Here is an 11,984-nt window from a genome sequence, read left to right on the forward strand (position 1 = left end):
GCTCATCTCAATTCTAGGTCAGCAGCACGCTGCGGAAGGCCTGGATGTTTTTGATGGCGGCACCGGTGCCGCGCACCACGGCGCGAAGCGGGTCTTCGGCAATGTGGATGGGCAGCTTAGTTTTGGCGGCCAGGCGCTTGTCGAGGCCGCGCAGCAGGGCCCCACCGCCGGTCAGGTGAATGCCGTTTTCGTAGATGTCGGCCGACAGCTCGGGCGGGCTGATTTCCAGCGCCTTGAGCACGGCTTCCTCAATCTTGGCCACCGACTTATCGAGGGCAATGGCAATTTCCGATGAGGTAACCTTGATAACCTTCGGAATGCCGGTCATCAGGTCGCGGCCGCGCACCTCAAAGTCGGGGGGCGTCTGGTCCAGCTCGGTGAGGGCCGCGCCTACTTCAATCTTGATGCGCTCGGCGCTTCGCTCCCCAATCAGCAGGTTGTGCTGGCGGCGCATATAGTCCAGAATGTCCTGGTTGAAGACGTCCCCGGCGGTTTTGATGCTCTGGTCGCACACGATACCCGACAGGGCTATAACCGCAATTTCGGTGGTGCCTCCTCCGATGTCGATGATCATCGAACCCACAGGCTGCTCCACGTCGATGCCGATGCCGATGGCGGCGGCCATGGGCTCCTGAATCATCCACACTTCCTTGGCGCCGGCGTGCTCGGCGGAGTCCCGCACGGCGCGTTTCTCTACTTCCGTGATGCCCGAGGGAATGCAGATAACCATCCGGTGGGAGGGCTGAAACAGCCGCGTCCGGGTGTCAATCATCTTGATCATCCCCTTAATCATTTCCTCGGCGGCGTGGAAATCGGCAATTACACCGTCTTTGAGGGGGCGTATGGTTTTGATGTTGTCGTGGGTCTTTTCGTGCATCTGTTGCGCTTGCCGGCCCACGGCAATTACTTTATTGGTCGTGCGGTCTTTTGCGATGATGCTCGGCTCATCCACCACTATTTTGTCGTTGTGAATGATGAGCGTGTTGGCCGTGCCCAGGTCAATGGCAATGTCACTGGTCAGAAAATTGAAGAAACCCATTGAGTAGCGGCAAATAAATGAGAACGGGCGGGTTGCGCCCGTCAAAAGTGGGGCAAAGGTAAGCAGGAATTGAGTGACAAGTGATACGCGGCAGGTAACAGGGCGCACATAGAAATGAGTACGTCTAACATGCTTCCAGGCCGGTCCATAATGCCACAAGCCCGGCCGTATACCTACGGCCGGGCTTGTACCCAAACGGTAACAACTCGCTCGAACCGGTCACATGTTACGTGTCACCTCCTCACTCACCTTAGTGCTTGAAGTGCCGCACGCCCGTGAGTACCATCGCCATGCCCAGCTGGTTGGCGGCCGCAATGCTGTCCTGGTCTTTGATGGAGCCGCCGGGCTGCACCACGGCCCGGATGCCGGCTTCGCCCGCAATTTCCACGCAGTCGGGAAAGGGGAAGAAGGCATCAGAAGCCATGACGGCGCCCTGCAGGTCGAAGCCGAAGGCCCGGGCCTTCTCAATGGCCTGGCGCAGGGCGTCTACGCGGGACGTCTGGCCCACGCCGGAAGCCAGCAGCTGCCCGGCTCGCGCCAGCACAATGGTATTGCTCTTGGTGTGCTTGCAGATTTTAAGGGCAAACGCCAGCGCCTCCGTCTCCTCGGCCGTGGGCACCGATTCCGTGACGGTGCGGAACTCCCGGGGACCTTCTACCACGCGGTCGAAGTCCTGCTCGATGACGCCGTTGAGCAGGGTTTTGATTTGCTTTTGCGGGAATTCCACCGGCTTCTGGCGCAGCAGAATGCGGTTTTTCTTGCCTTGTAGCACCGCCAAAGCGTCGGGCGCGAAGTCGGGCGCAATCAGCACTTCGAAAAACAGCTTGTGCAGTTCCTCAGCCGTAGCCACATCCACCGGCCGGTTCACGATGATGACGCCCCCAAACGCCGACACCGGGTCGCAGGCCAAGGCGTTCAGATAGGCTTCGGTGAGGGTATCGGCCTGGGCCACGCCGCAGGCGTTGGTGTGCTTGAGAATGGCGCAGGCGGCCGGTCCATCGGCTTGGAACTCCTGCATCAGCAGTACGGCCGCGTCAACATCCACGAGGTTGTTGTAGCTGAGCTGTTTGCCGTGCAGCTGGTCGAACAGCGCCGCCAGGTCGCCGTGGAATGCGCCCTGCTGATGCGGGTTTTCACCGTAGCGCAGCGGGGTAATTAAGGAGGATTTTGCGTCCGTTGACTCCTTATTCCCCAGGAAATAGGCGTGAATCTGCGTGTCGTAGTGCGAGGTAGCCCCGAAGGCAGCGGCGGCATACTGGCGGCGGTTTTCCAGGGAAGTAGCGCCGTTCTGTTCGGTTAGCAGCGTGGTTACGGCCTCGTACTGGTCGCGGCTGCTGACCACCAGCACGTCGCGGTAGTTTTTGGCAGCGGCGCGGAGTAGGGAAATGCCGCCGATGTCGATTTTCTCAATCACATCAGCTTCCGCCGCCCCCGAGGCTACAGTTTCCTCGAAGGGGTACAGATCTACAATCACCAAATCAATGGGCGGAATCTGGTGCTGAGCGGCCTGCGCTACGTCGGCGGCCTCGTGGCGGCGGTGCAGAATACCCCCGAATACGGTGGGGTGCAGGGTTTTCACGCGGCCCCCGAACACCTCCGGGAAGCCCGTCAGGCTTTCCACGGCCGTAACGGGTACGTCCAGCTCCTCGATGAACTTCTGGGTGCCGCCCGTAGAATACAGCTGCACGCTGTGCCGGGCCAGCACCCGGATTAGCGGCTCCAGCCGGTCTTTGTAATACACGGAAACTAAAGCGGAGCGAATGGACTGCATCATAACAAGAAAAGGTTGAACTGGACGACGCCGCGAAGGTAGGCAGCGTCCGGTTAGCTACCCAAGCCCCGCACCAATTTGCTGACAGGCCCGCTGCCCGGCAGCACTCCTTCTCTGACGGCGGGGTGACAAGAAAGGTCCACAAGATTCACTTGACATAGGGGCGAACATAACCCTTAAGCTCAACTGACGGTATCAGAGTTACTGTTGTGCTTGCCTGCTTCGTTTTCCATGTCCGTTCCTCCTACTCCCACCGCCGAGCTGCCGCTGGCACCTGTGGTGCTGCCCGCCCCCGAAACCGCCGCCGCGCAGCTGGTTCCCCGCCTGTTTGCTCATGCGCCCTTTTCTGATTTCGACGGCGGCTTCCCTGTGGAGGAGTTTACCTGGCTGCGTGACGCGGGCTTGCTCACCGCTGTGCTGCCGCCTGCGCTGGGCGGGGTGGGCCTGGCCGATGAGGCACTGCTACGGGTGCTCTGTCACATCGGGCGCGGCAACCTGGCCGTGGGCCGCGTATTTGAAGGCCACGTGAATGCCCTCCAACTCATGCTGCGCTTCGGCAAGCCCGAGCAGCAGGCGCACTGGGCGGCGGAGGCGCGTGAGGGGCACTTGTTTGGCGTCTGGAACACCGAGGCCGCCGACGGCGTGCAGCTCCTGCCCCAACCCGATGACCAGCTGGCCTTGCACGGGGCCAAAACGTTTGCCTCAGGGGCGGGCCACGTCACGCGGCCCCTGCTTACGGGGCGCCTGCCCGATGGGGGCTGGCAAATGCTTATCCTGGAGGCGGACGTCCAGCCGCCTGCCCTCGACTCCTCGTTTTGGCAGCCACTGGGTATGCGCGCCTCGGCCAGCTTCCGGGCCGACTTTACAGGGCTGACAGTAACGCCGGCGCAGCTGCTGGGCCCACCCAACGACTATTACCGGCACCCCTGGTTTAGTGGTGGGGCTATCCGGTTTGCGGCGGTGCAGCTGGGCGGGGCCGAGAGCGTGCTGGATGAAACCCGCCGCTTCCTGCGCCAGCTGGGCCGCACCGATGACCCTTACCAACGCCAGCGCCTCGGCGAAATGGCTACGCTGGTGGAAAGTGGCCGCCAGTGGCTGCGCGCCGCCGCCGAACACGCTGCCCGCCCCGAGGCCACGGAGCAGGCTGAAGCCACCGTGGCCTACGCCAACATGGTGCGCACCGCTATTGAGGAAATCTGCCTGCGGGTGCTGCCCCTGGCCGAACGCTGCGTGGGGGCTCGCGGCCTGTTGCGCCCTGAGCCCCTGGAGCGCCTCCACCGCGACCTGACCCATTACCTGCGCCAACCCGCCCCTGATGCCGCCCTGGCCGATGTGGGCCGCTTCGCCCTGAGCTCCGACACGCCCACTTATCAGCTTTGGAAATGAGTAGTGCGGTTAATTTTTTTTCTACGCTGCCGTTGCGGCCCGCTACGGTAGCTTTATCCTGTGGCCCTACGCTGGTCGTAGCCCCGCACCCCGATGATGAAACGCTGGGCTGTGGCGGGCTGATAGCGCTATTGCGGCAAGCGCAGGTGCCCGTATGGGTGGTGCTGGTAAGCGACGGTACGATGTCGCACCCGGGCTCCCGGCGCTACCCACCTGCCGCCCGGCAGGCCCTCCGGGAAGCAGAGCTCCGCGAAGCCCTGGCACGGCTGGGTGTGGCTGATGCGGCCCTCACCTGCCTGGCGCGGCCCGATGGTCGGGTAGCTGCCGATGATGCCCAGGCACTGGAGCAGTTAGCCCAACTGCTGCTGACTACTCGCCCGGCTACCGTACTAACACCCTGGCGCCGCGACCCGCACCCCGACCACCGCGCCACTACCGAGTTGGTACAGCAGGCCCTGGCCCAGCTACCTACTGCGCCCCGCGTGTTGGAGTATGTGGTATGGGCTTGGGAGCGGGCCGCCCCCGCCGACGTACCTCTGCCGCAGGAAGTGCAGGGCTGGCGCCTGGACATCCGTTCTGCTCTCGACCAGAAGCAGCACGCCCTGGCCGCCCACACTTCTCAGCTGCCCAACGGTCCTATAGATGATGACCCCACCGGCTTTTACTTGGCGCCGTCAATGCTGGCTCATTTCGCCCAGCCCTTTGAAACCTACCTGGAACCCTTGTTCCCGGCCGAAGCTTAGCATTGCTTGCCCATGAACCCCAACCAGCCGCATAACCTGCCTCCCTCTTATTTCGACGACGTATACCGCGCCAACTCCGACCCCTGGAGCTTCGAAACCAGCCCTTACGAGCACAGCAAGTACCAAGCTACCCTCGCGGCGCTGCCCCGGCCCTGCTACCAGCGCGCGTTCGAAATTGGCTGTTCGCTGGGAGTGCTTACGGCCCAGCTGGCGCCCCGGTGCCAGAAGTTGCTGGCCGTAGATGTGGCTGAAGCCGCGCTAGCCAGGGCCCGGCAACGGTGCACGGCCTTCCCTCACGTGCAGTTCAGGCGGATGCAGGTGCCGGATGAATTTCCAGCGGGACAGTTTGAGTTGATCTTGGTGTCGGAGGTGGGCTACTACTGGGATGAGCCAACTCTGCGCCGGGCCGCCGAAACCATATTTGACGCCTTGCTACCGGGTGGGCAGCTGCTGCTGGTGCACTGGACACCGCCCGTCCACGACTACCCCCTCACCGGCGACGAAGTGCACGCGCTGTTTCTGGAATACGCCCGGCCCGGGGGAATAGCGCAGCATCTGCTGCACCAGCGGCAGCCCACGTACCGGCTCGATCTGCTGGAAAAGAAGCCGGCTTAGCTTGCCGGAGCTGCTGCCTGACTTCGGCTAAAGCCTGCTTCATCGGCACTGGCTCCATTGGCTGTACCTGCCGGAAGCGGGCCAGCGCCCACTCCCACACCAAGCCAAAACAAGGTGCCTGCGTCAAGCGGGATGCCAGTTCGTCGGCCCGCACGTGCAGTTGGGCCGCCAGCAGCAGCATGTCGGACAGGGAAGCTTGGGCCTGCCTCCAGAGCAGGCGCAGGCGGCGGCACATGGTGGCTTCGGCAGCAATCTGATGGCCACCTTCCACCAATGGTTCCTGGCCCGCTGCTGTCTGCCGGGCCCACTCGCTCAGCTGCCACGACAAACCTACGGCCACGCGGCCCACACGGCGGTCGGAGGTAACAACGCGCACGGCCGGGCAGTGGCGCACCCGCAAATCGTGGCGCAGCAGAGCTCGATACAAGGCTTCATCCTCCAGATAAGGCACTACGGGCAGCCCCCCCACGGCGCGGTAGGCCGCTGCGGTCAGCGCCAGACTGGCTCCAAAATGCTGGTGGTGGCGCGGCCAGGCGTCGTGGGCGCTTGGGTTGAGGCGGGCTTCCAGTTGGGTGCGGGCCAGGTGATAGGCAGCGTCGTGCAGGTGCTGGCGACGCACAGCACACTGCGCAGGGCCGCTGTGCCGGGGCAGGATGCGTCCACCCACGGCGTCGGCCCCCGCGCTGATGGCCTGCTGGGTAGCAGCCAGCCAGGTGGGCGCTACCTGCGTGTCGGCATCAGTAGAGAGAATCAGTCCCTGGGGGCGTCCTACAGCTTCGAGGCGACGGCAGGCTTCGTCCATTAGCAAGCGGCGGGCTCGGCCTACGTGCGCCTCTGTGGGCGGCAGCCACAGTTCGGCCACCTGAATCTGCCAGGCAGGATGAGCGGCAGCAAAACGGCGGACTACCTGGGCAGTGGCATCGGTGCAGTTGTTGGCTAGTACCAGAATTTCAAACGTAGCAGGATCAAGCAGCTGTCCGTTCAGCGTGGTCTGGGCTATAAGGGCAGCTAGAGTAGCCGGCAGGTCGGCCGCTTCGTTTTTGGCGGGAATAATAACAGAGGCCTGCAGCGCCGGGTGGGGTGCCACCGCCATCCGCAGCGGCGCTATCAGCAACTCAACGGGCCCCGCAGAGAAGTGAAATAGTTGGGGGGAAACCAAATCCATAGGTCACACTCCTACGGAATTGTCGAGTTTTAGATGAAGCTCGACAAAAGAAATGCCGAGGGAGGGGCCGCTGTCTGTAATTCTGGCGCCGGAGCGAAGAACGAATTAAAAGGCTTCGTTGAAGGCAAAATACAGGCCGCTGGACTGCCCCGAGCCTACCCCATAATCGATGCGGATGCTCAGCCGGTCCTGCCGGTTGACGTCGATGCGCAGACCCGCGCCGCCGGCCAGGTTGAACTGGCCGGGCCGGAAGTCGGTGACCTGGGGCTGCACCTGGCCGGCACTGCCAAACACTACCCCCCGCAGCCGCCAGAACAGCTGCTGGCGCAACTCTACCTGGGCGGCCAGCAGCTGCCGGTCCCGGAAGCGCCCTTCGTAGATACCGCGCATCATCCGCTCCCCGCCCAACTGCGCCAACTCCCGAAATGGTACAGTGCCGCCATGAAACGTGCCCAGCACCTGCCCGGCCAGGACCGTTCGCTCGGTTTCCTTCGAGCCCAGCACCTGGTAGCGGCGGGCATCCACCTGCAGACGCGAAAAGGTGAAGTCACTGCCCAGCGCCTTACCCACCAGCAGGGCACTGGCATCCAGAAAGTTGCCGTGGTGGGCGCTTAGAATATTGTCGCGGGTATCGTAAATCAGAGCCGGCCCCAGGCCGGATGTCAGCGTGTTTTGCCGCTCCCGCTCACTTCGTTCCAGCAGCCAGTTGGGGCGGGTGCCATCGTCCGTTAGGGGGTCGTCGATTTGGAGGCGGTGGAGGTTAGTAAGGCGGTAGAGCCCGCCCACAAATAACCCCGGCCGCAGCCGCTTGAGCACGCGCTGGTTGAGAATGAACAGGCGGTACGAAATGTCGCTTTTCTCGCTTTTGCGAGTGTCGTTGCCTACGCCGTAGTAATAAATCGGCAGGTTGAAGTACTGGGCTTCCCCGCTGATGAAGTACCGCTCGCCGGGCGTGAAGATGGCGTGGGTAAAGCTGGCGCTGGACTGCTTGCGCTGGGTGCGGTAAGCCAGCAGGCGGGCATTAGAGCTGCGCGTGGTAGTGTCTGACCCGAAGCGCCACACCGGCAGCACGGCGGCTCCATAAGCCACACCGGTTTCGGGCTGCGAAAACACAATGGGCAATGCGGCCACTTTCACGCGCCGCGTTTTTTTACTGGGCTTGCGGGTAGCTACCGAGTCGGTAGAGGATTGCGCATGAGTGGCCAGGGCCAGCAACGTCAGCAACAAAGTGGCTCCGGCACGAAGTACGAGCATAAACTGGCGGGAAGAGTAGCGCCTAAATGTACAGAATTAGGCACTACTCTCCCTGCTATAACTTATGTGTTGCGACTGGACCTAAAATGCCTCGTTTACCCCAAAATACAGGCCGCTATTGCCGCCCGAACCTACGCCATAGTCGAAGCGGATGTTGAGCCGGTCGCGGCGGTTGAACTGAAAGCGCACCCCCGCACCACCGGCCAGCTTGATGCCGCTGAAGGACATATCCTGCAGGTGCGGCGCCACCTGGCCCACCCCCGCAAACACGGCTCCGTTGAGGCGCCAGAACAGGTGATGCCGGATTTCAGTTTGGGCGGCCAGCAGCTGCCGGTCGCGGAAACGGCCCTCGTAGATACCCCGCAGCAAACTCACCCCACCCAGGTTGCCCAGCTCCCGAAACGGCACTGTGCCATTATGGAAGGTGCCGATAACCTGACTGGCCCAGATAGTGCGGTTGGAGCCCAGGGGCTGAAAATAGCGCCCGTCCACCACGTAGCGCGTGAAGGTGTAGTCACTGCCCAAGCCTTTGAGGTTGAAAAGCGCCTGCAAGTCCAGGTAAGCGCCTTTGAACGTGCTCAGAATCACGTCCCGGCTGTCATAGATAAACGTAGGGCCGGCACCGGATATGCGGAAGGGCTCCTTTTCGCGGGGCGTCAGCTCGGAGTAGTAAAGGTTGGGGCCTGTTTCCTCGTTGTTTAGCTCCAGCTTGGGTCGCAGGCTGCGCAGGTCGGCAAAGCGGTATTGCAAGCCCAGAAAGGTGTAGCGGTGGATGCTTTTGAGGGCGCGCTGGTTTATGGTGAGCAGCTTGTAGGCAATTTCGCTTTCGTCTTCCTTCTTAGTGTCGTTGCCGACGCCGTAGAAGAAGATGGGATAGTCGAAATACTGAATATCCCCGATGAGCAGGTAGCGCTCCTGCCGGGTGAAGATGGTGTGCGAAAGTTGCAGGTTCAGCTGCTTTTTCTGAGAAAACCAGCCGCCCAGCCGCCCGTTGGACTTGCGCACCGTGGTGTCGCGACCGTGCCGCCAGGTGGGCAAAAACGTAGCGCCGGCCGCAAACCCGGTTTCAGGCTCATAGAACAGCACGGGCGCAGGAATAAAGCTGGGCTTGTCGGCAGGGTTTTTAGGAGGCTTTACGGCGGTTGCCGATGCGGTGGCAGCTGGAGCGGGCTCAACAGCCGTAACAGCCGGCACTGGCGCAACGGTGGCAGAATCGGCGGCAATGGGAGTGGTTTGGGCAAGGGCGGCCGGCGCCAGCCACAACGCGGCCAGCAGCAGGGTAAGAATACGCATGAGGAGTCGGGGAAGGTGAAGTAAGCAGCCAGCTCAACAGGCCGGCTTCCTTTCCTAACGTACCGGCCCCGGCACGGGTTATCCGCCTAGCTCTACAACCAGCATTGACAGCACCCCGGCCAGCATAATGAGCTTGCACCACAAGCTTAGCTGCGCGAAGTGGGCTTTGCGGTCGGCCCGGGCGAGCAGCCGGGCCAGGGCCGCTAGCGGCCCCAGCACCAGCACCAGCAGCCAGCCGGCCAGCCACCACCAGCCCAGCTGCGCCGACTGCCACACGGCCCCGCTCACCAGCAGCGCCAGCAGCAGCAGGAAGAAACCAGCCACCCATTTGGTACGGGCCACGCCGGCCACAATGGGCAGCGTGCGGCAGTCGTGCTCGGCGTCGCCGCGCATATCCTCCACGTCCTTGATGATTTCGCGCACAACCGAGAGCAGAAACGCCGCCAGGGCGTACACCCACACGGTGTTTACGCCCGTGCGCAGCTGCAGTTCCGGCGTGAGCACCGAAGCCGCCGTAAGGGCCGCAATGCTCAGGTTACCGACCAACGCTATGCGCTTGAGGCGCACCGAGTAGCCCCAGAGCAGCAGCCCCGAGGCCGCATGCACCAGCCCCAACAGCGGCGACAGCGCCCCACTCACCAGCATCCCAATGCCCGTAAGCAGTAAATGGGCCAGCATGGCATGACGGCGGTTTACGGCCCGGCCCACCACCAGCCGGTCGGGCCGGTTGATGGCGTCAATCTTGACGTCGTAGTAGTCATTGATGATGTAGCCAGCGGCCGCTACGCACAGCGTGGCCAGCAGCAGCAGGGCAAAGCGCGCATCGACCAGGCCAGCGGTGGGTGCATGACGGTGCAGCAACCCCACGCGCACCAGCACCATGCACAAAGCCAGTAGCAGCAGGTTAGGCAGGCGCACCAGCTGCACCAGCTCGCGCAGGCCCTGCCAGGGGTTTCGTGTATCAGCGGCGGAAGAAGGCTGCACCATTAGTTGCTCGTTCACCTGTACGGCGTAAAGATGCCACCCTGGCACCGAAACCGGGCGTAACACTATAAAAAAGAAAGCCCCTCCGGCTGGAGAGGCTTTCCGCATGCAAAAAACCTGAGTAGACGGGTTCTCTATACTTTCTTCACGTTCACCGCATTCACGCCTTTGCGGCCTTCCTGGGTATCAAACTCCACGCGGTCATTCTGCTGAATCTGGCCCCCGTTCAGGCCGGTAACATGAACGAAGAAGTCTTCCTTCGTGCCGTCTTCCGTAATGAAGCCGTAGCCCTTCGCCTCATTATAGAATTTTACGGTTCCTGTTTTCATGAAAAGTATGCAAAAAAGTGAATGGATGATGTTGTAAAGATATAGGCATTTGCCAAAATCACAACTCCACTTTCACGCGGTTCTACAAGCCAAAAACAGCGTAGGCAGCCCGGGCTTTACCAGGTACCCTGCTGTTTCATAGCGGCCTCAATCAGCTCGCGTACGGCCCCTTTGCCGCCCGGCAGCGCCGCCACAAATGCGCTGATGGCGCGCACATCTGCGGCGGCATCAGCGGGGCAGGCAGCCAGGCCGCAGCGGCGCATCACCTCCACGTCGGGCATGTCGTCGCCCATATAGGCAATGGTGGCGGGGTCGAGGCGGTGCAGGTTGATGTACTTATTGAAAACGACCATTTTGTCATCCACGCCCAGGTAGATATCCTGCACGTCCAAGGACTCCAAGCGGCGGCGCACGCCCTCCTCCTCGCGGCCCGAGATGATGATGATGCGGTAGCCCTTGCGCAGCGCGTGCCGGATGGCATACCCGTCGCGGATGTGGAAGGTGCGGGCCTGCTCGCCCGAGTTCAGGGCCAGCAGCGTGCCATCCGTCAGCACGCCGTCCACATCAAAGATAAACGCCTTGATAGCCGATAAATCAATCATACTTCCGGGTAATGAAATGACAGGTAATACGTGACGGGCAACAAGATGGCAGCTTTTATACAGGCGGGTTTAGCACCTGTCACCTGTTACCTGCCGCTCACCATTTATTGATTGTCGCGCCACTCGTACACCCACTTGGCCTGGATCTGCTCCAGGTGGCCTTCGGTGGCCTGTTCGCGGGTGCCTTCGAAGTTGGGCAGCGTGAGTATCCAGTCCAGCAGGTCGGTGAAGCGGATGCGGTAGATTTTGGCCTCCGTGAAGTCGTCGCCGAATTTCTCGTACAGGGCCATGGCAATATCCTCGTGATCCTGCCAGTGGATCGGGGGCTCGAAGTAAGTCATCTGTGTAATGTGCTGATGTGAGGAGTATGCTGAGGGGCTGCTACTGTGGCTGGCTGTGGTAATAGTCGTTCTTCATTAACACAGTCAGCCACAATAGCGGCGCATCAGCACATCAAAAATTAGTGCCCCAGGAAGTGTTGGGGCGGAATACGGATGACGAGGTCGTTGGTAGAAGCCTGCACCACGCACTGGCAGCCCAGGCGCGAGTTGATGCGCGGGTTCACGGCGCGGTCGATGAAGTCCTCTTCCTTGTCGCTGATTTCGGGCAGGTCGTCTTCGCCCTGCACCACATACACGTGGCAGGTGCTGCAGCCGCACACCCCGCCGCAGTTGTGCTGCAGCTGAATGTCGTTGTTGAGGGCCACGTCCAGTACAGATTCGCCCTCGGCGGCCACGTGCGTCTGTGCGGGCTGCCCGTCTTCAAATTGAAAGGTGATATTGACGGTTTTCACGGCGTGAAGG

12 protein-coding genes and 1 pseudogene are annotated in these 11,984 nt (G+C 61.8%); 3 read left to right on the forward strand and 10 right to left on the reverse strand.

The features are described 5' to 3' along the window. Positions 1-13: 13 nt before the first annotated feature. Together I5L79_RS11875 and purH are read right to left on the reverse strand one after the other, a co-directional pair. On the reverse strand, positions 14-1,039 hold the full coding sequence (locus I5L79_RS11875) for a rod shape-determining protein (RefSeq protein WP_149070810.1): 1,026 nt from the start codon (positions 1,037-1,039) through the stop codon (positions 14-16). A gap of 250 nt (positions 1,040-1,289) precedes the next feature. Then, positions 1,290-2,813, reverse strand: a complete 1,524-nt coding sequence (purH, locus tag I5L79_RS11880; protein ID WP_196955271.1) for a bifunctional phosphoribosylaminoimidazolecarboxamide formyltransferase/IMP cyclohydrolase — start codon at positions 2,811-2,813, stop codon at positions 1,290-1,292. A gap of 228 nt (positions 2,814-3,041) precedes the next feature. On the opposite strand from purH, the gene I5L79_RS11885 reads away from it, so the two are divergent. The 3 genes from I5L79_RS11885 to I5L79_RS11895 are packed head-to-tail and all read left to right on the forward strand — an operon-like array spanning position 3,042 to position 5,554. Beyond that, positions 3,042-4,196 carry an acyl-CoA dehydrogenase family protein gene (locus I5L79_RS11885; protein WP_196955272.1) on the forward strand — a complete coding sequence of 385 codons (1,155 nt, stop codon included), beginning with the start codon at positions 3,042-3,044 and terminating at the stop codon, positions 4,194-4,196. 32 nt (positions 4,197-4,228) lie between these two features. Further along, a complete protein-coding gene (locus tag I5L79_RS11890) occupies positions 4,229-4,939 on the forward strand; it encodes a PIG-L deacetylase family protein (protein WP_231403059.1) in 711 nt (236 codons plus the stop codon). Between the two features lie 12 nt (positions 4,940-4,951). Further along, positions 4,952-5,554 carry a class I SAM-dependent DNA methyltransferase gene (locus I5L79_RS11895; RefSeq protein WP_196955274.1) on the forward strand — a complete coding sequence of 201 codons (603 nt, stop codon included), beginning with the start codon at positions 4,952-4,954 and terminating at the stop codon, positions 5,552-5,554. 370 nt (positions 5,555-5,924) lie between these two features. Here I5L79_RS11895 and I5L79_RS23320 read toward each other — a convergent pair. From I5L79_RS23320 to I5L79_RS11930, 8 genes and pseudogenes are all read right to left on the reverse strand, one after another. Further along, positions 5,925-6,719: pseudogene (locus I5L79_RS23320) on the reverse strand (glycosyltransferase family 2 protein); the annotation flags it as partial. A 105-nt stretch (positions 6,720-6,824) separates the two neighbouring features. Continuing rightward, positions 6,825-7,973: a BamA/TamA family outer membrane protein gene (locus I5L79_RS11900; RefSeq protein ID WP_196955275.1), complete on the reverse strand. Its 1,149-nt coding sequence runs from the start codon at positions 7,971-7,973 to the stop codon at positions 6,825-6,827. Positions 7,974-8,054: 81 nt separating this feature from the next. Further along, positions 8,055-9,266, reverse strand: a complete 1,212-nt coding sequence (locus I5L79_RS11905) for a BamA/TamA family outer membrane protein (RefSeq protein WP_196955276.1) — start codon at positions 9,264-9,266, stop codon at positions 8,055-8,057. 78 nt (positions 9,267-9,344) lie between these two features. Then, complete coding sequence (locus I5L79_RS11910; RefSeq protein ID WP_196955277.1) at positions 9,345-10,268, reverse strand: geranylgeranylglycerol-phosphate geranylgeranyltransferase; 924 nt, start codon at positions 10,266-10,268, stop codon at positions 9,345-9,347. A 116-nt stretch (positions 10,269-10,384) separates the two neighbouring features. Continuing rightward, positions 10,385-10,579, reverse strand: coding sequence for a cold-shock protein (locus I5L79_RS11915; RefSeq protein ID WP_196955278.1), 195 nt, complete (start codon positions 10,577-10,579; stop codon positions 10,385-10,387). 116 nt (positions 10,580-10,695) lie between these two features. Continuing rightward, positions 10,696-11,181, reverse strand: a complete 486-nt coding sequence (locus I5L79_RS11920; RefSeq protein ID WP_196955279.1) for a KdsC family phosphatase — start codon at positions 11,179-11,181, stop codon at positions 10,696-10,698. Between the two features lie 104 nt (positions 11,182-11,285). Further along, positions 11,286-11,522, reverse strand: coding sequence for a Fe-S cluster assembly protein IscX (iscX, locus tag I5L79_RS11925; RefSeq protein WP_196955280.1), 237 nt, complete (start codon positions 11,520-11,522; stop codon positions 11,286-11,288). Positions 11,523-11,641: 119 nt separating this feature from the next. Next, on the reverse strand, positions 11,642-11,974 hold the full coding sequence (locus I5L79_RS11930) for a 2Fe-2S iron-sulfur cluster-binding protein (protein WP_196955281.1): 333 nt from the start codon (positions 11,972-11,974) through the stop codon (positions 11,642-11,644). Between the last annotated feature and the right edge of the window lie 10 nt (positions 11,975-11,984).

This window comes from Hymenobacter guriensis (assembly GCF_015773195.1).
Classification (GTDB): Bacteria; Bacteroidota; Bacteroidia; order Cytophagales; family Hymenobacteraceae; genus Hymenobacter; species Hymenobacter guriensis.